We start from the raw sequence: 22,240 nt of genomic DNA on the forward strand, positions 1-22,240 counted from the left end.
ACTCGATTGATGCTGCCGACAGCCGCCCGCTCCCATTGGCGGCAGCCGAGGGGACCCGTCATGGAGAAGATTTGGCTGCGCAATTATCCGCCGGGCGTGCCAGCCGAGATCGATCCGAGCCTGTACCCGTCGCTCGTCGCCATGATCGAGGAAAGCTTCAAGGCTTATCCCGACCGCACGGCGTTCGTCTGCATGGACAAGCGGATGAGCTATCGCGAGCTCGACGACGCATCGCGCGCCTTCGCTGCCTTCCTGCAAAGCCTTGGCCTGAAGCGCGGCACCCGCATCGCGATCATGATGCCCAACATCCTGCAAAGCCCGGTCGCCGTGCTCGGTGCACTGCGTGCCGGCATGACCGTGGTCAATGTCAACCCGCTCTATAAGGCGCGCGAGCTCGAATTCCAGCTCAGTGATTCCGGCGCCGAGGTCATTGTCGTTCTGGAGAATTTCGCGTCGGTGCTGCAGCACGCGATGCCGCACACCAATGTCAAGCACGTCATCGTCGCCACCATGGGTGACATGCTCGGCCTCCTCAAAGGTACGATCGTCAATCTGGTGGTGCGGCATTTCAAGAAGATGGTGCCGGCACACGACCTGCCCGACCCACACACCTTCAAGGAAGTGCTCGGCAAGGGCCGCAGCCTGCCTTACACGCGGCCTGAACTCGGACCTGACGACATCGCGTTCCTGCAATACACCGGCGGCACGACCGGCGTGGCGAAGGGCGCAATCCTGCTTCACCGCAACCTACTCGCCAACATGATGCAGGTCGGCGCGTGGTACAAGCCGATGGTGGCACTACCACCACCAATCGACAAACTCATCATTGTTACGGCGCTGCCGCTCTATCACATCTTCGCACTGACGGCGTGCCTTTTGTTTGGTGTGCGCATGGGCGCGACGTCTCTGCTCATCCCCAATCCACGCGACATTCCAGGCCTGATCAAGGAACTCGCAAAATTCCAGGTAAACTTCTTCCCCGCTGTCAACACGCTCTTCAATGCATTGCTGCATCATCCCGATTTCAAGTCGATCGACTGGAGCATGCTCAAGAGCACCATCGGCGGCGGCATGGCGGTGCAGAAACACGTCGCCGAAGAGTGGATGAAGGCGACGGGGCGGCCGATCATCGAAGGCTATGGCCTGTCGGAAACCTCGCCAGTCCTGTGCTGCAACCGCGGCGACATTACCGAGTTCACCGGGACCATCGGCTATCCCGTACCGTCGACCGAAATCTCGATCCGTGACGACGCCGGCAAGGAGTTGCCGCTCGGCGAAGCCGGCGAAATCTGTGCGCGCGGCCCGCAGATAATGCCCGGCTACTGGAACCGGCCGGATGAAACCAGACTGGTGATGACAAGCGACGGCTTCTTCCGCACCGGCGATATCGGCACCATGGATGCCGAAGGCCGCGTCAAGATCGTCGACCGCAAGAAGGACATGATCTCGGTGTCGGGTTTCAAGGTGTTCCCGAACGAAGTCGAGGATCTGGCAATGTCGCAAGGCGGGCTGGTGGAATGCGCCGCGGTCGGCGTGCCGGATGAGAACTCCGGCGAGGCCGTCAAGCTGTTCGCGGTGAAGAAGTCTCCCAACCTGACCGAGCAGGACGTACGCAAATATCTCGCCGAGAAGCTCGCGGCCTACAAGGTGCCGAAGCACATCGAGTTCCGCAACGAATTGCCGAAAACCAATGTCGGCAAGATCCTGCGCCGCGCGTTGCGAGACGGCGAATAACTCACTGCATTAGTGTTTTCAGGGTATTATGACCTCATCACAACTCGCCACTGCTTCCGAGGTCGTTTCGTTCTGGCGCGAGGCCGGACCGGAGGCCTGGTTTAAGAAAGATGACGCCTTCGACGCCGCCATCCGCGAGCGCTTCCTGCCGACCTATGAAGCCGCCGCCGACGGCAAACTGTCGTCATGGGAAAGTCACGCCGAGGGCGCTCTAGCGCTGCTGATCCTGCTGGATCAGTTTCCGCGCAACATGTTCCGCGGCGAGGCGCGCATGTTCGAGACCGACCCAATGGCCCGCGCGATCGCCGCCGGTGCGCTGGTGCGCGGCTTCGACGCCGAAACGTCGCACAACATGCGCTCTTTCTTCTATCTGCCGTTCGAGCACTCCGAGAGCCTGAAGGATCAGGAGCGTTCGATCGCCCTGTTCAGGGCAACCGGCGATGCCGACCTTCTCAATTGGGCGGAGGTTCACGCCGACATCGTCCGCCGCTTCGGCCGCTTCCCGCATCGCAATGCCGTACTCGGACGCACGACCACGCCCGAGGAGCAGTCGTTTCTGGACGACGAAGCCAGCTTCAAAGGCTGATGATTTTGGCGGGCACAGCATGACCAAATTTCACGGCGTCTATCCCTACCTCGTCTCGCCCATCGATGCCGAAGGCAATATCAAGACCAGCGTACTGGCGAAGCTGTGCGACGATCTCATCAAGGCCGGCGTGCATGGCCTGACGCCGCTCGGCTCGACTGGCGAGTTCGCCTATCTGTCGCGCGATCAGCGCGAGACCGTGGTCCGAACAACCATCGAGGCCACCGGCAAGCGCGTGCCGGTGATTGCCGGCGTCGCCTCGACCTCCACCGCCGATGCCGTCGATCAGGCGCGGCGCTATCAGAAATTCGGCGCCGACGGCATTCTCGCGATCTGCGAAGCTTACTTTCCGCTCAAGGACGCGCAGATCGAGAGCTATTTCCGATCCATCGCCAATGCCGTTGATATCCCGACCATCATCTATACCAATCCAAATTTCCAGCGCAGCGATCTCACTATCGATGTCATCGAGCGGCTGGCGCAGCACCCACGCATCGTCGGCATCAAGGACGCCTCAACCAATACCGGGCGGCTGCTGTCGATCATCAACCGCACGTCGGACATCGATGTGTTCTCGGCGTCGGCGCACATTCCCGCTGCGGTAATGATGATTGGCGGCCGAGGCTGGATGGCGGGGCCTGCCTGCGTGGTGCCGAGGCAGAGCGTCCTCCTCTACGAACTGTGCAAGGCGCAGAAGTGGGATGACGCCATGACGCTGCAGCGCGATTTGTGGCGGATCAACGAGGCTTTTGCCCGTTTCAACCTCGCCGCATGCATCAAGGCCGGGCTGCAATTTCAGGGCTACGACGTCGGGGACCCGGTACCGCCGCAAACGCCATTGTCGGCCGAGGACCGCAAGGTGGTGGAAGGTATTCTGAGCACATTGCCTTGAACGGTCCGCCGGGGGCGCGTCAGCAAGTCGCGCATCTTCCAACCGATTCTTAACGATCCCTTGCTATGGCGGAACCATGGTCCCGCCGCCCTCTTCCGGTTCCGAAACCGCCGCCCCACTGCCGACGCTGAGCGGCGCGATCGCGCGCGTCCGCGCCATGCTGGCCGACAAGAGCGACTCGCGGCTGGCGCAGCTGATGGCGGGCAAGGTGTTCCTGGTCCGCGTCGCCAATGCGCTGCTAATGTTGCTCAGCCAGGTACTGCTCGCGCGCTGGATGGGCACGCACGAGTTCGGCATCTTCATTTACGTCTGGACCTGGGTGCTGATGATCGGCGCGCTGTCCGACATGGGCCTCTCGTCGGCGGCCAAGCGCTTTATCCCCGAGTACACCGAGTACAAGGCCTTCGATAAATTGCGCGGCTTCATCAGCGGAAGCTGCTGGCTGTCTTTCGCCATCGCCACTGCTATCGCCGCAATCGGCGCGCTCGGCGTCTGGCTGCTCGGGCCATGGCTCGACCACTATCTGATCATCCCGCTGTATCTCGCTTGCGTCATGATCCCAGTTTACGGCCTGGTGCAGGTCGCCTCCGGCATCGCCGCTGCCTATGACTGGCCAGGTCTGGCATTCTGGCCCTTCTACATCATCCGCACGTCGCTGGTGATCGTGCTGATGGGCATCGCCTGGCTCATCGGCCTGCCGACCGACGCGCACACTGCGCTCTACATCTCCATCATCTCGATCTACGGCATCACCATCGGCCAGCTCGTAGTGCTGAACCGCCGACTCAAGACCAAGGTCGCGCCCGGCCCCAAGCAATATGAGGTCAAGATCTGGCTCGGCACCGCGCTGCCGATCTTCGTCGTCGAAGGCTTCTACCTGCTGCTGACTTACGTCGACATCCTTGCGCTGCAACACTTCGGCACACCGGACGACGTCGCCACCTATTACGCCGGCGCGCGCCTACTTTCGATCGTCGCCTTCGTCTATTTCGCCATCTCCGGCGCGGTGACCCACCGCTTCACCGAATATCATGTCACCGGCGACAAGGAGCGACTCGCCTCATTCTTTGCCGAGACCATACGCTGGACGTTCTGGCCGTCGCTGGCGATGTGTGTCGGCATTCTCGTTTTTGGCAAGCCGCTGCTGTATCTGTTCGGCCGCGAATACGAAGCCGCCTACCCGGTGATGTTCATTCTCGCGGTCGGCCTGCTCGCGCGCGCCGCGGTCGGCCCGGCCGAGCGCCTGCTCAGCATGCTCGGTGAGCGCAAGCCCTGCGCGCTGATTTACGCTGCCGCCTTCATCGTCAATCTGGCGCTATGCATCGTGCTGATTCCGCGCTTCGGCATCGAAGGCGCCGGCGCTTCGACTTCGGCGGCGCTGATCTTCGAGTCGATCATGCTGTTCATCGTGGCGCGTCGCCGCCTCGGCCTGCACGTCCTCATGTGGGGCGGCAAAAGGGCCTAACCGCGCTCGCGCAACATCCGGCGGATCACCTTACCCGTTGTCGTCATCGGCATGTCGTCGATGAACGCCACCTCGCGGGGATACTCGTGACCCGACAGCCGAGTCTTCACATAAGTCTGGATTTCGGCAGCTAGCTCGTCCGACGGCGCATGGCCGGGTTTGAGCACAATGAAGGCCTTCACGATCTCGGTGCGCAACGGATCGGGCTTGCCGACCGCGGCGGCCAGCGCGACCGCCGGATGCGAGATGAGGCAGTCCTCGATTTCGCCGGGCCCAATGCGGAAGCCGGACGATGTGATGACGTCGTCGTCGCGGCCGACGAAGGTGACGTAACCATCCTCGTCCATGACACCCTGATCGCCGGTCGTCATCCAGTCACCGATGAACTTGTCGCGCGTCGCCTGTTCGCGGCCCCAATATTTAAGGAACATGACCGGGTCCGGATGCTTCACCGCGATCTGACCCACATCGCCGGCTTTCAACACCCGGCCCTCCGGCCCAACCACCGCGACGGTGTGCCCCGGCACCGCCTTGCCAATGGCGCCGACTTTCAGCGCGCCAAGTTGCGCACAGGAGCCAAGCACCAGATTGCATTCGGTCTGGCCATAGAACTCGTTGATCGTCAGCCCGAAGGCCGAGCGGCCCCATTCCAACGCCTCAAGCCCCAGCGATTCACCCCCCGACCCCAAGGCGCGCAGCTTCAGGTCGTAGCGACCGACGGGCGACGGCACTGCGCGCATCATGCGCAGCGCGGTCGGCGGAATGAACGCCAGCCGCACGCCCACCTTCTGCATCAACGCGAAGGCGTCGTCAGGATCGAATTTGTCGAACTTGCGCGCCACCACCGGCACGCCGCGATGCAAGCTGGGCAGCAACACATCCAGCAAGCCCCCGGCCCAGGCCCAGTCGGCCGGGGTCCAGAACAAATCGCCCGGCTGGCCGAACGGATAGTACGGCAATTCCGCGCCGGGCAGATGGCCGAGCACAACGCGATGGCCGTGCAGCGCGCCTTTCGGCTGACCGGTGGTACCCGAGGTGTACATGATCAGTGCTGGATCGTCCGGCGCCGTCACCTCCGGCGTGAACGACGACGAGGCCCGCGACAGTTCCGCATTAAAATCATCGGCACCATCTACCGCGCCGTCGATCGACAGCACGCTGGCAACACCCGGCGTCTCGTGGCGAATGCCGGCGAGCCGCGCCACGCCAGCCGCATTGGTGATGAGCGCCTTCGATCCGGAGTTCTGCAAGCGATAGGACAGCGCATCCGGTCCAAATAGCACCGCGATCGGCAGCGCCACCGCGCCGAGTTTGTAGATCGCGATGTGACAGGCCGCGACTTCCGGCGCCTGCGGCAGGTACACCGCGACGCGGTCGCCGCACTTGATGCCCTTGGCGCGCAGTACGTTGGCAAGGCGGTTCGAAGTCTCCCGCAGCCAGCCGAAGGAGATTCGGTCTTCGCGGCCGTCGGGATGGACATGGAGAATGGCGAGCCGGCGGGAGTCCTGATCGGCCCAACGGTCGCAACAACCAACGCCGATATTGTACTGCGCCGGGAGATCCCAGCGAAAGCGGCGGGTCAGTTCGTCGAAACTGGAAGCGTCCGGCAGCATGCGGGCGGCAGGCTAGTCGGGCTAGCCCGCGAGGTCCAGATGGCCCGGTTTGCACCGACCCCTTTCGGGGGATGAAGCGTATCGATCAATTTTTCCGGTCGTCGGGCTGGGCGATCACCATGGCCCAGTACACCTTGTACTTCGACTTCGGGGTATAGACCGCGGCAATGCCGAGGCGGGTCGCGTCCTTGAGCAGCATATTGGCCCGATGCGGTGGCGAATCGCGCCAGCCGGAAAATGCCTCGGCCAACGTGTGGTAGCCAGCGCCAATATTCTCGGCTGCGGTTTTGGCATTGTAGCCCGCCGCCTTGAGCCGCACATTGAACGGCTTGCCGGCTGCATGATCGAGCTTGTCGCGCTGCGCCATCACCTCCGCCTGACCCTGCGCCATTCGCGTGAGTTCCGGATCAAGCGTCACCGCCGGCAGGCCGTTATTGGCGCGATAGCCGGAAATCATCGACGCCGCCGCAGCGTCGTCGAGCTTGGCACCCGGTTGCGCAAGGCTGCGATAGAAGCTGGGTTCCTCCTTGGGAACGTAATTGTCGCCGGCACAGCCGGTCAGCGCCAACAAGACAAAAATAGGCGCACACAGGCGGACAGCGGCCATTGAGGCACTCCAAGTCGGTTCGGATTCGCCACGGAAACTGGCGGGCGACCATGGCCGAACGGTGGTGAAGAACTGGTGTCTCCCTGACTTTGGCGACAGACACGGCCATGCCTGGCGGACGCCGCGATTAACCATTGGTTAACCTCCTAACTCACCAAATTAACAACAAAAAAACCGCGTGCACCTATCGTCGTGGGAAAACCGGGGACGAAGCATGGTCGCGACCGCTACTGCGCCGACTTTGATGCGACATGCCGTGATAGTCGGCACGGCCGGCATCGCAGCCTTTGCCGGCAGCTTCCTCGTGCTCGACGGTTTTCTGGCAGCCACTGGCTCGGCCATCATCATGGCGACCATCAGCGCAGCCACCGCGGCGGCCGTCGCCCTATTCGGGCTCGCCGTCCACATCCGCACGCAAAATAACAAGATGGCAATGGCACTGCGCGGAATGTCGCTGGGTCTTTGTGTCTTCGACGGCCGCGAACGTCTTGTTTATTGCAACAAGCGTTACGCCGACCTCTACCACCTGCCGGACAAGCTATGCCGCCGCGGCACCACATTGAGCGAAATTCTCGCCTTCCGAGCGGCCAATGGAACGTTTCTGCGCGATCCGACCGAGTTCCGCCACCAGCTTATTGCCGACATGCGCCAGCTCAAAGCGGTCAACAACGAAGTTGAAACGCCTGACGGACGACTCCTATCGATCCGCAACCAGGGGCTTCCGGGCGGAGGTTGGGTCGGCAGCCACGAAGACATTACACAGCGCCGTGAGGCCGAACGGGAGCGCGAGAACCTGCAGGCGCAGGCGAATCGCCGAGCCGCCATTGAGCTGGCGATCACGACGTTCCGGTCGCGCATCGATGAGCAACTCCGCGCGGCGAGCGAAGGCGCGCGCACCATGCGCGCTACCGCGGCTGCACTGTTCGCCAATTCGGGCCGTACGTCCAGCGGCGCCAATACGGCCGTGTCGGCCGCTCATGAAGCGTCGACCAATGTCGAAACTGCGTCCGTCGCGTCGGACCAGTTGGCGTCGTCGATCGTTGAAATCGCGCGACAGCTGACGGTGACGACCGACATCGTGCGCGGGGCGGTCGATGAAACGCGCGGCGCCAATGCGCAAATCGGCGGCCTCGCCGAGGCCGCGCAAAAGATCGGCGACGTGGTCAAGCTGATCCGCGCCATTGCCGAACAGACAAATCTGCTGGCGCTGAACGCGACGATTGAAGCCGCACGTGCCGGCGAAGCCGGCAAGGGCTTCGCTGTGGTGGCATCGGAGGTCAAATCGCTGGCGGTGCAGACCGCACAGGCGACCGAAGACATCACGACACTGATCGGCGCTGTGCAGAAAGCGACGGTTGGCGCCGTCGGCGCCATCGGCCGCATCGCCACCCGTATGCAGGAGATCGACAGTTGCGCGACCATCGTTGCGGCGGCGGTCGAGGAACAGAGCGCAGCGACTTCCGAAATATCTCAAAACGTCGCCGGCGCGGCGAGCGGGGCAAGGTCGATCGGCACGACGCTCGACGACGTGGTCGGCGCCGCCACGAGAACCTCGGCGGCCGCGGAAAGCGTACTAGCCGCTGCCGAGGCGGTCGAAGCGGCGGCAAGTGAACTGCGCGACGAAGTCGCCGGCTTCCTGCGGCGCGTTGCCGCCTGACACGCCTGAAAAGCACGAGTGAAAAGGCCGGGCAATTTGCCCGGCCTTTCTTGTTCTTTGATGCGCGGGGATCAGCGGACCGGCGTACCCGGCCGCGACATTACCGGCGGGTTGATTGGAGCCGGCGCGCCATTAGAGGCCGGTGCGCCAGTTGAAACCGGCGTCGACCCGGCGGCATTCGCGACCGTCGCCGGATTACCCGGCCAGACCACAACGCGGGTGCCGACCTGAACGCGGCTGAACAGGTCTTCGATGTCCTCGTTGAGAAGGCGGATACAGCCTGACGAGACGGTCTGGCCGATGGTCGAGGGCTGGTTGGTGCCGTGGATTCGGTACAGCGTATTGCCGAGATAGAGGGCGCGGGCGCCGAGCGGATTGCCCGGGCCACCGGCCATCATGCGCGGGAGATAAGGCTGGCGTTCGATCATTTCCGACGGAGGGAACCAATCCGGCCATTCCCGCATGCGGCTGATCCGTTCGGTGCCGTTCCAGGTGAAGCCTTCGCGGCCGACGCCGATGCCATAGCGCATCGCTTTGCCGCCACCGAGCACGAGATAGAGGTAAGTGTTCGGCGTATCGACAATAATGGTGCCGGCCGGTTCCTTGGTCTGGAAATCGACGAGCTGCTTTTTCAGATTCGCCGGCAGTTCCTTGGGCTGGCCCTGCTCTGGCTGATCCTCCGGCGGCAATGTCATCACCGTGTTGGGAGCCAGCGGCGCCGGTGCAGCCGAGGGGCCGCCAAGACCGGCCGGCGGCCGCTCAATCGCAGGCTGCACGGAAGTCTGGGTCCGCGGCGGCTCGTTGCCGAACTGGTGACCAATCGGCCCCTGCGGCAGAGGCATCGGCTGGCCGTTGTTCGGCTGGCTGTAACCGGACGGCGCACTGTTCGCTGGGCCGAGGGCCTGCGGCACGACGCCATTCGGTTGAGCCAGGCCCGGCGGCGGCAGGCTTTCCGCCTCGATACGGCTCTGGCCGATCTGCGACTGCTGCACCTGAGCCTGTCGGATATCCTCTTCCTGACCCTGGTCATCACGGAACAGACCGAACAGCCCGGGAAACCGGCCGCTCTGGGTCCCGGATGACGACTGGGCCTGCGCCGCCGGAGCAGCCAGAACGAGGGCCACCGGCAACGACAGCAGCAAAGAGCCGAGAGGACGCTTCATCAATCACCTTCAGAAAGTCGCTTGAAAGGTCTGGTCAAACCACGGCGCCCACAGGCGGCCGCCAATCCGGCCCTTGATTGCCTCGTGATCAAGGCACATTCAAGACCGGATTTCATAGTTCGCGCTAACGTGATTCAAGCGAGAAATCCGTCACTTGCCCGCCAGCCTGTCATGCGGCGGCGCTGATTGACAGGCCCGGTCGCATTTCGTCCATTGCGGGCGCGTATCGGCAGCATCCGACAAAAGACGCAGGCGCCGCGTCCGGGATGATGAAATGAAGAGGGAACCACGGTGAAGGTAGCCATTGTCGGCGGCGGCATTTGCGGATTGTCGCTTGCGCTGCATCTCAACAAGCAGGGCATCAAGTCTCGGGTTTACGAGCGCGTTCCCGAGATCAAACCCCTCGGCGTCGGCATTACCTTGCTGCCCCATGCCATGCGCGAGTTCTCCGCGCTGGGGATCGGCGACGAACTGCTCAAGGCCGGCATCGAAAACCGCGAGAGCCGGTTCTACAACCGCTTCGGCCAGCTCATCTACCGCGAGGACCGCGGCAAGTTCGCCGGCTACCAGTACCCGGAAGTGGGCATCCACCGCGGCAGGCTGCATCTGATCCTGTACGGTGCGGTCATCCGCGCGCTCGGGCCCGAGGCCGTCGTCACGGATCATGAATGTGTCGGCGTCGATCAGGATGAAAATGGCGCTACGGCCCGATTCAAAGGGCGCGGTCCAGTCCACGCCGACATCGTCGTCGCCTGCGACGGCATCAATTCGGCGATCCGCAAGCAGTTTCATCCGGACGACAAGGTCGTCTTCACCGGCATCAATACCTGGCGCGGCGTGACCCGCCGCAAGCCGATCCTCGACGGCCGCACTTACATGCGCGTCGGGTCCATCAATACGGGCAAGATCGTAATCTACCCGATCGTCGATGACATCGACGGCAATGGCAATCAGCTCATCAACTGGATGGCCGAAATCAAGCGCGAGGGCAGCCTTAGCCAGAACGATTGGAATCGGCAGGGTAATCTCGACGACTTCTTCCCGATCTACGAGAGCTGGCGCTTCGACTGGCTCGATGTCGCGCAGATGATCCGCGATGCCGACCAGATCCTTGAATATCCCATGGTCGACAAGGACCCGATCTCGCAATGGACCTTCGGCAGGGTGACGCTGGCGGGAGACGCCGCGCATCCGATGTACCCCCGCGGCTCGAACGGTGGCGCCCAGGCCGCGATCGACGCCCGGACCTTGGCCGATTGCCTCGTCAAAGCCGCCGACCCGCGTGACGCGCTCAAAGCCTATGAGGCCGCCCGCGCCGAGCCGGCGGCCAACGTGGTCCGCACCAATCGGGCGCAGCCGCCGGATTTCATCAATATCAAGGTCGAGGAACTGGTGGGTGATCGGCCGTTCGAGAATTTGGACGACTACATCACCCAGGACGAGCTTCGCGCCTTGTCGGACGGCTACAAGAAGGTGGCAGGCTTTTCCCTGGCCGATGTTAGCCGGTCGGCCTGAGCAGCCTCGTCGGCCGGAGGCTACAGGCATCCGGCGGCATAAAGGCATGGTAAATAGCGCCATTCTACCGTAGCCTTTCGCAAAGCTTTGCCGGTTCAATAGCTTAGCCGGCGCTTCCGCATAATTTTGTTACATATCCGGACACGTCGCAGCACAGGTTTTGGTCGCTTCATGCGTTTATCGAATAGGCCCAACACCCTGCCGATGTGGTTCGCGCGATGGCAATTGCCGGCTTCCGATGGACGATAGCGACGAAGCGCTTATGGGCAGGGTCGCGAGGGGCGACCAGGTGGCATACCGAAACCTGTCCCTCCGTCATGTCCCGGCCATGCTCGGGCTCGCCCGGCGCATCCTGGGCAATGCCGCGGACGCCGAGGACGTGGTCCAGGAGGCCATGCTCCGGGTCTGGACCCACGCGCCACGCTGGGAGCCGCTGGCGGCGTTCCGCACCTGGCTTACGCGGATCGTGGTCAATTTGTGTCTCGACCGCAAAAGGAAGGCTCCCTGGGTCGATCTCGAGGCGGCCGGAGAACTTGCCGACCCGGCACCCAATGCCGGCGAGGAGGCGGAACGGACTGAACGCGACCGGCAGGTCGATCAGGCGATCGGTAAATTGCCGGATCGCCAGCGCACTGCAATCGTGCTCACCTATGGTGACGGCATGAGCAATGCGGAAGTCGCGGAAGTGATGGGCACGACCGTTTCGGCGGTCGAGACTTTGTTGGTGCGCGCCAAGCAAAGCTTGCGGCGCGCGCTCGGCGATACCGCCGACGATGAATGAGGGTTGAGTGATGACAAATGATCGCAACCACGGCTTTCGTCAGAACGCGCACAAGCACGATGCGCTCGATGACGTGCTGAGGCGCGTCACCGCGCCGCGACCGGTCGATGCCGCCGCAGTCGCCCGGGTGCTCAAGCGCATTCAGCCGCCGCTGCCGCGGCAGAAAATGTCGCTGTGGCGGCTGCCCGGCGCGCTGCTCGACTGGGAATTCTCCCCCAGTTGGCCGCGCATGACGGCGCTCGCTTGCAGCGCAGTACTCGGCTTTTATGTCGGCATCATCGGGCTTGACCGGCCATTCGACCAGCTCGACCAGACCATGATTGGCAATGCCGACTCGGGCTTCTTCGTGTTTGATCCCGAACCGCTGACCGGAGCGCGGCCATGACGGCAACCCATTACATTTCGGCAGCGAAGCGGCCGGCGACGCGCTGGCTGCTGCTCGGTTCGTTGGCGCTCAATCTGTTCTTCATCGGCATCGCCATCGCCATGGCCGTGCGGCCGGCGCCTGCGCGAAACTGGGATCGGGACATCTTCGTCCGCACCGAGCGGCTGGCCGAGCGTCTGCCCAAGGACGACGGTGCCATCCTGATCGCGCAGATGAACGCCAATCGTGCGGCGATCGAACAAACGCAGAAGCAGTATCGCGCCGCGCAGGAAGCGATCCGCGAAAGCTTTGGCAAGGAGCCGTTCGACGAGGGCGTCGTGCGCGCGGCCATGAGCGAGACGCGCTCCGCGCGTCAGGCGTTCGACGTTGCCGTGCAGAATACCTTTGCCAATGCCGCCATGCAGATGTCTCAGGCCGGGCGCTTGGCGCTCGCGGATCGGCGTGCGCGTCGCGGCCCCGACGACAAAAATCGCTGAGCACAACTACGACGCTGCCGACTGGACGTTTTGTTCTGAAAGTTTTTTTGTATGCGTTTTTTTGGTCGGACTAGCAGACGTTTCGGACTGGAGACGGCGAAGCAGCCGTTTTGCAGAATGCTGTTTGCAACCTCGCTGGCGCTCACCTTGGGCGGCTGTCTGCTCAGCGACAAGCCGGAGCCAGGGCTCGACATTCCCGCGCGCTATGACGGATCCTCGGCCAACCCGAAAATCGCCGAAGCCGCACTTCCGACGCTCGACTGGTGGCGCGGCTTCCGTTCACGCGAACTGACCGACATCGTCGAACAGGCACGCGAAGCCAATCTCGATATTGCCGCCGCGATCGCCCGCATCGTGCAGGCCGACGCCCAGTCGCGCATTGTCGGCGCGGCACTGCTGCCGGCGATTGACCTCAACGGCAACGCTTCGCGCAGCCAGGCCTCGAAGACGACCGGACTTGGCAACGGCCAGCCGTTCGTCGACAACAACGGCTTCCGCGTTTCCAACACGCTGAACGCGACATTGTCGGCGAGCTACGAGATCGACTTCTGGGGCAAGAATCGCGCGGCCTTGCGCTCCTTCGAACAGACCGCCGTCGCCAGCCGCTTCGACCGCGACGTCGTGACCTTGTCCACCATCGCCACCGCGGCCAACTCGTATTTCCAGGTCTTGGCCGCACAGGACCGGCTGCGCGCGGCGCGCAACAATCTTGCCGCGGCCGAGCGCGTGCTCGGCCTCATCCGGCAGCGCCTGAACGCCGGAACGGCGTCCGATCTGGAAGTCTCGCAGCAGGAAAGCCTGGTGGCGACCCAGCGCGCCGCCATTCCGCCGCTGGAACAGACGGTCGCGCAGTTCCGCAATGCGCTCGCCGTGCTGATGGCGCGCGTCCCCGAACACGTCAGCATCCGCGGCGGCTCGCTCAATGCCGTCGCCGTGCCGCGGGTGACGCCCGGCCTGCCGTCCTCGCTTCTGGCGCAGCGCCCCGACATCCGCGAGGCGGAAGCCCAGCTCGCCGCAGCCAACGCCAATGTCGAGAATGCGCGGGCTCAATTGCTGCCGAGCGTGACGCTGACCGGCGCCGGCGGATATCAAAGCTCGGTGTTCAAGCTGCTGATGCGGCCAGAGTCAGTCATCTTCAATGCCGCGGCCGGCTTGACGCAGCCGATCTTCGAAGGCGGCCGCCTGCTCGGCAATGTCGATTTACAAAAGGGCCGGCAGGACGAACTGCTGCAGAATTATCGCAAGGCTGTAATCTCCGGCTTCGCCGACGTGGAGACCGCCCTCAGCGCTATCCGCACCACCACGCAGCGCGAGCAATTGCAGCGCGCGGTCGTCAGCGCCTCGCAGCGCGCTTTCGACATCTCCGAACAGCGCCTGCGCGAGGGAACGATCGATCTCATTACCGTGTTGCAGACGCAGCAGAGCCTGTTCACGGCCCAGGATTCGCTGGTGCAAGCAAGGCTCGCCCGTCTTCAGGCCGTTGTCAGTCTTTATCAGGCGCTCGGTGGGGGCTGGGGGCCTAAACCAGAAACAATAGAAGCGCCCGATGCACGGTGACCTTCCGAAACCCAACGCCACGGTCACGCCCGCCACGGGCCTGGCGCGGATAAAGCGCAGCCCGCGCTGGGTCATCTATCTCGTCGTGCTCCTCGCCGTTGGCGGCGCACTCTATTACGTTTTCGGCCAGAAAAGCGACCAGCAGCGGCGCGGCCGCTTCTTCGCCGGCGACGGCCCGGTGCCGGTCCTCGCGGCCAATGCGCAATTTACCGATGTGCCGGTCTATCTCGATGCTGTCGGAACCACGCGCGCGCTCAACACCGTTACCGTGCGCTCGCAGGTCGACGGCAAGCTCCTGAGTGTCAAATTCAAGGAAGGTCAGGACGTCAAGAAGGGCGACGTGCTGGCGCAGATCGACCCGACGATGTTCCAGGCGGCCCTCGATCAGGCTGCCGCCAAGAAAGCGATGGACGAGTCGCTGCTCGCCAATGCCCAGAACGACCTGGCGCGTTACGACCAGCTCGCCGCTACCAACGCCATCAACAAGCAGCAGGCCGATACGCAGCGCGCACTGGTCGCGCAATACACCGCACAGGTCAAATCCGACCAGGCAGCGATTGAGAGCGCGCAGGCCACGCTCGGCTACGCGACGATCCGCGCGCCAATCGACGGCCGTACCGGTCTGCGTCAGGTCGACGAGGGCAACATCGTGCGAGCGTCGGACACCTCCGGCATTGTCGTGATCACCCAGCTCCAGCCAATTTCGGTGCAGTTCAACCTGCCGCAACAATATCTCAGCGAGGTCAATGCCGCGTTCGCCCAACGGCCGCTAGACGTGGACGCCCAGCGCTCCGACAATGACGCCGTACTCGACCGCGGCAAGCTCACGGTCGTGGACAATCAGGTCGATCCGACGACCGGCACCGTGAAGCTCAAGGCGGAATTCCCCAACGCCGACCTCCAGCTCTGGCCCGGCCAGTTCGCCAATGTCCGGCTGCTCATCAACACCTTGCAGCACGCGGTGACCATTCCGACCGGCGCGGTGCAACGCGGGCCGAACGGCACCTTCGTCTATGTCATCAAGGACGGGGCGGCGGCGATGCGGCCGATCGTGGTGCAGAAACAGGATGAAACGCAGACCGTGGTGAAGAGTGGCCTGACGCCTCCCGAGCAGGTGGTCACCACCGGCTTCGCCCGGCTCACCGACGGCGCCAAGGTTACGGTCAGCGACGGCAGACCGACACCCGCGGGCACGGCGCCACGCGCACCACGACCGAACGGAACACCGGGGGCAAACGGGCAGCAGAGGCCGAACCGGCAGCAGCCATGACACCGGAACTCAAAGTCTCCTGGTCATTCCGGGGCGCGCGTGAAACGCGCGAATCCGGAATCCGGCTCCATATGTCTTCCCTTGCTTCTGGATTCCGCGTTCGGCCCTTCGAGACAACCCGAAATGACATGAGACTATGAGCGTCTCTTCACCCTTCATCCTCCGGCCCATCGCTACATCGCTGCTTGGCGTCGCGGTGATGCTCGGCGGAGCGCTCGGCTACTGGTGGCTGCCGGTATCCGCGTTGCCGCAAGTCGATTTTCCGACCGTGCAGGTGACGACGCAACTGCCCGGCGCCAATCCAGACACCGTAGCCGCGCTGATCACCGCACCGCTCGAACGATCATTTGGACAAATCCAGGCGTTGCAGACGATGACCTCGTCGAGCTCGTTCGGCATCAGCCAGATCACGCTGCAGTTTGACCTCAACCGCGACATCGACTCGGCAGCGCAGGATGTGCAATCCGCCATCAACGCCGCGGGTTCGACGCTGCCGCGCAACCTGCCCTATCCGCCGGTCTATTCGAAGGTGAACCCTGCCGATTCGCCGATCATCACGCTGGCGATCACCTCCGACAATATCGCGCTGCGCGAACTCTCCGACATGGCCAATACCATCATGGCGCCGCGCCTTTCCGAAGTGTCCGGCGTCGGCCGCGTCTCGGTGCAGGGCGGCATCAAGCCGGCGGTGCGCATCCAAGCGGACCTGTCGCGGCTCGCTGCCTATGGCATCGCGCTGGAAGACCTGCGCAGTGCCATCGTCAGCGCCAACGTGTCGGGCGCCAAGGGCGCGCTCGACGGCGCACAGCAATCCTACACCATCGCCGCCAACGACCAACTCGCCAATGCCAAGGCGTACCAGCACATCACTGTCGCCTATCGCAACGGTGCGCCGGTGCTGCTGTCCGACATTGCCGATGTAATCGATGGGCTGGAAAACAACCAGGTCGGTGCCACCTATCAAGGCAGGCCGGCTATCGTCATCGACGTTCAGCGTCAGCCCGGCGCCAACGTGATCGACACCGTGCAGCGGCTGCGCAACGAATTGCCGCGCCTGCAACGCACCTTGCCGGCCGGCGCCAAGTTGACCGTTGTCACCGACCGCACCGATACCATCCGCGCCTCGATCCACGACGTGCAATTCACGCTGGTGCTATCGATCGCACTCGTCGTGCTGGTGGTGCTGATCTTCCTACGCACCATCCGCGCCACCGTGATCGCCGGCGTGGCACTGCCTCTGTCGCTGATCGCAACCTTCGGCATCATGTATTTCGCCGGCTTCTCGCTCGACAACCTCTCGCTGATGGCGCTGACCATCGGCACGGGCTTCGTGGTCGACGACGCCATTGTCATGATCGAGAACATCGTTCGCCATATCGAGGACGGTGAGAATCCGCTGCAGGCCGCACTGAAAGGTGCAAAGGAGATTGGCTTCACCGTCATCTCGCTGACCTTGTCGCTCATCGCGGTGTTCATCCCGCTGCTGTTCATGACCGGCCTGGTAGGCCGCATGTTCCGCGAATTCGCACTGACGCTGACCATCGCCGTTGTCGCTTCCGCCGTCGTATCGCTGACACTGACGCCCATGATGTGCGCGAAGCTGCTGCGGCGCGAGGACGAAAACGAGAAGAAGGGCCTCGGGCACAGGTTGACGCAGCGCTTTTCGGACTTGACCGACCGCACGATCGAGGCCTATCGCGTCAGCCTTGAATGGGTGCTGCAACGGCAACGGGCCACTTTGATCGCCACGTTCGTGACCCTGGCCGCGACCGTCGTGCTCTATATCGTAATGCCCAAGGGCTTCCTGCCGATCCAGGATACCGGGCAGATCACCGCCGTGACCGAAGCCGGCACCGACGTTTCCTTTGCCGAGATGCAGCGCCGGCAGGCCGAGATCGAGACGATCCTACGCGCCGATCCCGATGTCGCCAGCGTCGTCTCCGTAATCGGCGTATCGCCGCTCAATGCTACGCCCAATGCCGGCCGCATCGCCATCACCCTGAAGCCGCGCAGCGAACGCGACGATCTGGTCGCGCCTATCATCGAGCGGCTAAAGCGGAAGGTCACCGGCATTCCCGGCATGACAGTCTATTTCCAGGCGACCCAGGACATCCAGATTTCGACGCGGGCAAGCCGCGCGCAGTACCAGTACACGCTGACGGGCAGCGATGCCGCCGAAGTCGTGAGTTGGAGCGATAAACTGACGCAGCGGCTGCGCAGCAATCCGGCCATGCGCGAGGTAGCCTCCGAGGCACAGGAAGGGGGGCCACGCATCATGGTCAATGTCGACCGCGAGAAGGCCGGCCGGCTGGGCGTGTCGATGCAGAGCGTCACCGACACGCTGTACGATGCGTTCGGGCAGCGGCAGATCTCGACGATCTACGGCCAGGCCAATCAGTATCGCGTCATCCTCGAGGCGCAGCCGCGCTATCAGCAGGATCCGACCGCGCTGTCGAAGATCTATGTCACCGGCGCTACGACCTCGACCGGCACCGCCGCGACGGCCGGCAACACCGCGTCCGGCACGACCAACACCAATACCAGCGCGACACCGAACACAGTCACCGGCTCCAACCAGGTTCCGCTCGCGGCGTTCGCGCGCTTCGACTACACGGCCGCGCCGCTCGCCATCGCGCATCAGGAACAGTTCCCGTCGGTAACGATCAGTTTCGATCTGGCGCCGGGCTATGCGCTGTCCGACGCGGTGAAGGTCATCACCCAGGCCCAGAATGAACTCGGCATGCCGGCGTCGGTGAGCGGCAGCTATTCCGGCGACGCCGCGGAGTTTGCCAAATCGCTGGAGGGCGAACCGTGGCTCATTCTCGCGGCGGTGATCGCGATCTATATCGTGCTCGGCGTGCTGTACGAGAGCTTCATTCACCCGCTGACGATTCTCTCGACATTGCCGTCGGCCGGTGTCGGCGCGTTGCTGGCACTCATCCTGACTGGCTACGATCTCAGCGTCATTGCGCTGATCGGCATCGTGCTCTTGATGGGCATCGTGAAGAAGAACGCCATCTTGATGATCGACTTCGCGCTCGATGCCGAGCGTGAACAAGGCATGAGCCCGCGCGATTCGATCGTGCAAGCGGCCTTGCTGCGCTTCCGTCCAATCATGATGACGACTCTCGCCGCCCTATTCGGTGCGCTGCCGTTGGCGCTCGAAAGTGGCACCGGCTCGGAGCTGCGCAATCCACTCGGCATCACCATTGTTGGCGGTTTGATCCTCAGCCAGTTGCTGACGCTGTACACAACGCCGGTGATCTATCTCTATATGGAGCGCCTGCGCCTTTGGGTGGCACCGCAGCGGCCGCGCCCCGCCGCGCAACCGGCGGAGTAGCGCATGTTGCCGAAAAGTGGGAACCGGTTTTCGGATAAGGGCATGCGCCCGAAGCAGGCGCCATGAACTTCTCCTGGCCATTCATCCGGCGGCCCATCGGCACGACGCTGATGGCGATCGGCCTGTTTCTGACCGGCGCGGTGGCCTACGGCTTTTTGCCCGTCGCCAGCCTGCCGAGCGTGGAATTCCCGACCGTCAGCGTCAGCGCGTCGCGCCCCGGTGCCGATCCGAGCGTCATGGCGGCAACGATCGCCGCACCGCTGGAGCGGCGGCTGGGCGAAATTGCGGGCGTCACCGAAATGACGTCGCAAAGCTCGCAGGGCTCGACCCGCATCAATGTGCAGTTCGACCTGTCGCGCGATGCCGACGGCGCGGCCCGTGACGTACAAGCCGCCATCAACGCGGCGATGACCGATCTGCCGAGCGACCTGCCATCGGTACCGACCTTCCGCAAGATGAACCCGGCCGCCGCGCCGGTGCTCATCCTGGCGCTGACGTCGAAGACCATGCCGGGCAGCGCCATTTACGACGCCGCCGACAGCATCATCGTGCAGCGTTTGAGCCAGGTCGAAGGCGTAGCCGATGTCACCGTGGCCGGTTCCGAGCAGCCGGCGATCCGCGTCCGTGTCGACCCCGACCGACTCAGTGCCACCGGCACAACGCTCGAACAGGTGCGCACGGCAATCGCCAATTCCAACGCGCAAGGGCCGCTCGGCACCTTCGAGGGCGACAAGCGCGCGGTCACTATCGGCATCAATGACCAGCTCCGCGAGCCGGGCCAGTATGACCCGATCGTGGTGCGCACCGTGAACGGCAACGTCATCCGCCTGTCCGACATGGCCACTATCCGGCCGAGCGTACGCAACACCCGCTCCGCCGGCTGGTACAATCGCGACCCGTCCGTTCTGCTGATCATTACAAAGCAGGCCGACGCCAATGTCATCGACACCGTCGATCGAATCTATGAGCTGTTGCCGGAACTGAAGCAGTGGATTCCAGCGGCGCTCGAGATCAAGGTACTCAACGACCGTACCCTGACCATCCGCGCCAGCGTGCTCGACATGCAGATGACGCTCGCGGCTTCCGCCGTTCTGGTGATGCTCGTCGTTTTCCTGTTCCTACGGCGCACCGCGGCAACGCTCGCCGCCGGCATCACGGTGCCTTTGTCGCTCGCTGGTACCTGCGCAGCAATGTGGGTGGCCGGCTACTCCATCGACAACCTCTCGCTGATGGCGCTCGCTGTATCGATCGGCTTCGTCGTCGATGACGCCATCGTCATGATCGAAAACATGTTCCGCTTCATGGAGAAGGGGTACCGCCCGCTGCGCGCCGCCCTGCTCGGTGCGAAGCAGATTGGCTTTACGGTCGTGTCGATTTCGGTGTCGCTGGTTGCCGCCTTCATCCCGCTTTTATTCATGGGCGGCATCGTTGGCCGGCTGTTCCGCGAATTCTCGGTGACGCTGGCTTTCGCCATCGCCGTCTCAACTGTAGTGTCACTGTCGGTCACGCCGATGATCTGCGCCTACTTCGTGCGCGAACCGCCCAGCCCCAACGCCACCTGGCTCGACCGTCGCGTCGAAGCGATCCTGTCGCGCATGCTCCGCTTCTACGATCGCACCCTGTCTTTCATACTTGAGCACCGCGCGCTGGGGCTCATCGCATTCGTCGCCACCATCGCGCTCACCGTCGGCCTCTTTATCAAGGCGCCGAAAGGCTACTTCCCGCAGGACGACAGCAGCCTGTTGTTCGGCGGCACCCAGGCCTCGCCTGATATCTCCTACGAGGCGATGGAGAAACTGCAATTGCAGGCGATGGACATCGTCCTTGCCGATCCGGCTGTGGAGGGGCTCGGCTCGTCCGTCGGCTCGTCTGGCTTCGGTGGTTCGGTCAATCGCGGCCGCCTGTTCGTCAGCCTCAAGCCGCTCGAACAACGCGGCAATGTGACGACGCAGGCGGTGGTGGCGCGACTGCGCACAAAACTCAACCAGCTTGCCGGCGTCCGCGTCTTCCTGGTGCCAACGCAGGAACTGCGCATGGGCGCACGGCAAAGCGACTCGTCGTACCAGTTCACGCTGTGGAGCGCCGATATCGACGCGCTGCAAACCTGGGTCCCGCGCGTGGTCGAACGCGCCAAGCAATTGCCGGAGTTAAGGGATGTCGCCACCGACCGCGAGCAAGGCGGCCTACAGGCCGACATCAAGATTGATCGCGAGGCTGCCTCGCGCCTTGGCGTCAGCATTCAGGATATCGACAACGCGCTCAACAACTCGTTCTCGCAACGCCAGATTTCGACCATCTATACGCAGCGCAACCAGTATCGCGTCGTACTCGAAGTGGCGCAGAACTTCCGACGCGACCCCAACGACCTCTCGAATGTCTACGTGCCTGGCAACGGCAATGCCATGGTGCCGTTATCGGCCGTGGCCCATGTCACGCGCGGGCTGACGCCGCTGGTGGTCAATCATCAGGGGCAATTCCCGTCAGCGACGATCTCGTACAACATCCGCGATGGCGTGCCGATCGAGCAGGCGACCGCGGCGCTGTCGCAAGCCGTCGCCGAGCTGCACATGCCCGACCAGGTCCGCACCGAATTCGCCGGCGACATCAAGGCCTATCAGCAAAGCGCCGGCGCGCAAGGCCTGTTGCTGATCGCCGCACTGGTCGCGGTCTATATCGTGCTCGGCATTCTATATGAGAGCCTGATCCATCCGCTCACGATCATCTCGACGCTGCCGTCAGCGGGTCTCGGCGCCCTGCTCGCCCTGCATCTGTTCGGTGCTGAGCTGACAGTGATCGCCTTCATCGGCATCATTCTGTTGATCGGCATCGTCAAGAAGAACGGCATCATGATGGTCGATTTTGCGCTGGAGGCCGAACGCGTGCGCGGCCTGTCGCCTGTTCAGGCTATTCATGAGGCTTGTCTGGCGCGTTTCCGCCCGATCCTGATGACGACTCTCGCCGCCATGCTCGGGGCGCTGCCCCTCATTCTTGCTACCGGCCCGGGCTCGGAATTGCGCCGCCCGCTGGGCATGACCATTATCGGCGGGCTGCTGGTGTCGCAGATTCTGACGCTCTACACGACGCCGGTGATCTATCTCTGGCTCGACAAATTGCACCACCGCTTCGGCGGCGGTGTGCCGGGCTTCATCAAGCGGCGACTGCCGCCGTCGCCGAGCATCCAGCCGGCGGAATAGCTTGC

Annotated in this window: 16 protein-coding genes; 13 read left to right on the forward strand and 3 right to left on the reverse strand. The window is 63.4% G+C overall.

Annotated features, from left to right (window positions below; translation table 11 throughout):
* Positions 1 to 60: 60 nt before the first annotated feature.
* From DXH78_RS03430 to DXH78_RS03445, 4 genes are all read left to right on the forward strand, one after another.
* Positions 61 to 1,734 carry a long-chain-fatty-acid--CoA ligase gene (locus tag DXH78_RS03430; protein WP_115515741.1) on the forward strand — a complete coding sequence of 558 codons (1,674 nt, stop codon included), beginning with the start codon at positions 61 to 63 and terminating at the stop codon, positions 1,732 to 1,734.
* 28 nt (positions 1,735 to 1,762) lie between these two features.
* The gene (locus DXH78_RS03435; RefSeq protein WP_115515742.1) at positions 1,763 to 2,320 is read left to right on the forward strand and encodes a DUF924 family protein; all 558 of its coding nucleotides are present in this window, start codon (positions 1,763 to 1,765) and stop codon (positions 2,318 to 2,320) included.
* 19 nt (positions 2,321 to 2,339) lie between these two features.
* On the forward strand, positions 2,340 to 3,212 hold the full coding sequence (locus DXH78_RS03440) for a dihydrodipicolinate synthase family protein (RefSeq protein ID WP_115515743.1): 873 nt from the start codon (positions 2,340 to 2,342) through the stop codon (positions 3,210 to 3,212).
* 76 nt (positions 3,213 to 3,288) lie between these two features.
* A complete protein-coding gene (locus DXH78_RS03445) occupies positions 3,289 to 4,677 on the forward strand; it encodes a lipopolysaccharide biosynthesis protein (protein WP_115515744.1) in 1,389 nt (462 codons plus the stop codon).
* Here DXH78_RS03445 and DXH78_RS03450 read toward each other — a convergent pair.
* Both DXH78_RS03450 and DXH78_RS03455 read right to left on the reverse strand, forming a co-directional pair.
* Complete coding sequence (locus DXH78_RS03450) at positions 4,674 to 6,290, reverse strand: acyl-CoA synthetase (RefSeq protein ID WP_115515745.1); 1,617 nt, start codon at positions 6,288 to 6,290, stop codon at positions 4,674 to 4,676. The genes DXH78_RS03445 and DXH78_RS03450 overlap by 4 nt on opposite strands.
* 85 nt (positions 6,291 to 6,375) lie before the next feature.
* Positions 6,376 to 6,897, reverse strand: coding sequence for a CAP domain-containing protein (locus tag DXH78_RS03455; protein WP_115515746.1), 522 nt, complete (start codon positions 6,895 to 6,897; stop codon positions 6,376 to 6,378).
* Positions 6,898 to 7,111: 214 nt separating this feature from the next.
* Between DXH78_RS03455 and DXH78_RS03460 the strand changes: the two genes are divergently transcribed.
* On the forward strand, positions 7,112 to 8,554 hold the full coding sequence (locus DXH78_RS03460) for a PAS-domain containing protein (RefSeq protein WP_115515747.1): 1,443 nt from the start codon (positions 7,112 to 7,114) through the stop codon (positions 8,552 to 8,554).
* Positions 8,555 to 8,625: 71 nt separating this feature from the next.
* On the opposite strand, the gene DXH78_RS03465 is transcribed toward DXH78_RS03460, so the two are convergent.
* Positions 8,626 to 9,717: a L,D-transpeptidase gene (locus DXH78_RS03465; RefSeq protein WP_115515748.1), complete on the reverse strand. Its 1,092-nt coding sequence runs from the start codon at positions 9,715 to 9,717 to the stop codon at positions 8,626 to 8,628.
* A gap of 291 nt (positions 9,718 to 10,008) precedes the next feature.
* Between DXH78_RS03465 and DXH78_RS03470 the strand changes: the two genes are divergently transcribed.
* From DXH78_RS03470 to DXH78_RS03505, 8 genes are all read left to right on the forward strand, one after another.
* Positions 10,009 to 11,232 carry a flavin-dependent oxidoreductase gene (locus DXH78_RS03470; RefSeq protein ID WP_115515749.1) on the forward strand — a complete coding sequence of 408 codons (1,224 nt, stop codon included), beginning with the start codon at positions 10,009 to 10,011 and terminating at the stop codon, positions 11,230 to 11,232.
* 238 nt (positions 11,233 to 11,470) lie between these two features.
* Positions 11,471 to 12,013: an RNA polymerase sigma factor gene (locus DXH78_RS03475; RefSeq protein ID WP_115515750.1), complete on the forward strand. Its 543-nt coding sequence runs from the start codon at positions 11,471 to 11,473 to the stop codon at positions 12,011 to 12,013.
* Positions 12,014 to 12,023: 10 nt separating this feature from the next.
* Positions 12,024 to 12,398 (forward strand): hypothetical protein, encoded by a 375-nt coding sequence (locus DXH78_RS03480; protein WP_115515751.1) that lies wholly within the window; start codon positions 12,024 to 12,026, stop codon positions 12,396 to 12,398.
* Entirely contained in the window at positions 12,395 to 12,874 is a 480-nt protein-coding gene (locus DXH78_RS03485) for a periplasmic heavy metal sensor (protein WP_115515752.1), read from the forward strand. Before DXH78_RS03480 ends, DXH78_RS03485 begins: the two co-directional genes overlap by 4 nt.
* 117 nt (positions 12,875 to 12,991) lie before the next feature.
* Positions 12,992 to 14,431, forward strand: a complete 1,440-nt coding sequence (locus tag DXH78_RS03490; protein ID WP_245416719.1) for an efflux transporter outer membrane subunit — start codon at positions 12,992 to 12,994, stop codon at positions 14,429 to 14,431.
* Positions 14,421 to 15,701, forward strand: coding sequence for an efflux RND transporter periplasmic adaptor subunit (locus DXH78_RS03495; protein ID WP_115515754.1), 1,281 nt, complete (start codon positions 14,421 to 14,423; stop codon positions 15,699 to 15,701). Before DXH78_RS03490 ends, DXH78_RS03495 begins: the two co-directional genes overlap by 11 nt.
* Before the next feature lie 136 nt (positions 15,702 to 15,837).
* A complete protein-coding gene (locus DXH78_RS03500) occupies positions 15,838 to 19,041 on the forward strand; it encodes an efflux RND transporter permease subunit (protein ID WP_115515755.1) in 3,204 nt (1,067 codons plus the stop codon).
* Between the two features lie 62 nt (positions 19,042 to 19,103).
* The gene (locus DXH78_RS03505) at positions 19,104 to 22,235 is read left to right on the forward strand and encodes an efflux RND transporter permease subunit (protein ID WP_115515756.1); all 3,132 of its coding nucleotides are present in this window, start codon (positions 19,104 to 19,106) and stop codon (positions 22,233 to 22,235) included.
* Positions 22,236 to 22,240: the final 5 nt, after the last annotated feature.

The organism is Undibacter mobilis, from assembly GCF_003367195.1.
Lineage (GTDB): Bacteria > Pseudomonadota > Alphaproteobacteria > Rhizobiales > Xanthobacteraceae > Pseudolabrys > Pseudolabrys mobilis.

What these genes read in the sequence shown, in the direction of transcription:
- DXH78_RS03430 (WP_115515741.1), top strand. Translation starts at nt 61, where the DNA reads ATGGAGAAGATTTGGCTGCGCAATTATCCGCCGGGCGTGCCAGCCGAG.
- DXH78_RS03435 (WP_115515742.1), top strand. Translation starts at nt 1,763, where the DNA reads ATGACCTCATCACAACTCGCCACTGCTTCCGAGGTCGTTTCGTTCTGG.
- DXH78_RS03440 (WP_115515743.1), top strand. Translation starts at nt 2,340, where the DNA reads ATGACCAAATTTCACGGCGTCTATCCCTACCTCGTCTCGCCCATCGAT.
- DXH78_RS03445 (WP_115515744.1), top strand. Translation starts at nt 3,289, where the DNA reads ATGGTCCCGCCGCCCTCTTCCGGTTCCGAAACCGCCGCCCCACTGCCG.
- DXH78_RS03450 (WP_115515745.1), bottom strand. Translation starts at nt 6,290, where the DNA reads ATGCTGCCGGACGCTTCCAGTTTCGACGAACTGACCCGCCGCTTTCGC.
- DXH78_RS03455 (WP_115515746.1), bottom strand. Translation starts at nt 6,897, where the DNA reads ATGGCCGCTGTCCGCCTGTGTGCGCCTATTTTTGTCTTGTTGGCGCTG.
- DXH78_RS03460 (WP_115515747.1), top strand. Translation starts at nt 7,112, where the DNA reads ATGGTCGCGACCGCTACTGCGCCGACTTTGATGCGACATGCCGTGATA.
- DXH78_RS03465 (WP_115515748.1), bottom strand. Translation starts at nt 9,717, where the DNA reads ATGAAGCGTCCTCTCGGCTCTTTGCTGCTGTCGTTGCCGGTGGCCCTC.
- DXH78_RS03475 (WP_115515750.1), top strand. Translation starts at nt 11,471, where the DNA reads ATGGACGATAGCGACGAAGCGCTTATGGGCAGGGTCGCGAGGGGCGAC.
- DXH78_RS03480 (WP_115515751.1), top strand. Translation starts at nt 12,024, where the DNA reads ATGACAAATGATCGCAACCACGGCTTTCGTCAGAACGCGCACAAGCAC.
- DXH78_RS03485 (WP_115515752.1), top strand. Translation starts at nt 12,395, where the DNA reads ATGACGGCAACCCATTACATTTCGGCAGCGAAGCGGCCGGCGACGCGC.
- DXH78_RS03490 (WP_245416719.1), top strand. Translation starts at nt 12,992, where the DNA reads ATGCTGTTTGCAACCTCGCTGGCGCTCACCTTGGGCGGCTGTCTGCTC.
- DXH78_RS03495 (WP_115515754.1), top strand. Translation starts at nt 14,421, where the DNA reads ATGCACGGTGACCTTCCGAAACCCAACGCCACGGTCACGCCCGCCACG.
- DXH78_RS03500 (WP_115515755.1), top strand. Translation starts at nt 15,838, where the DNA reads ATGAGCGTCTCTTCACCCTTCATCCTCCGGCCCATCGCTACATCGCTG.
- DXH78_RS03505 (WP_115515756.1), top strand. Translation starts at nt 19,104, where the DNA reads ATGAACTTCTCCTGGCCATTCATCCGGCGGCCCATCGGCACGACGCTG.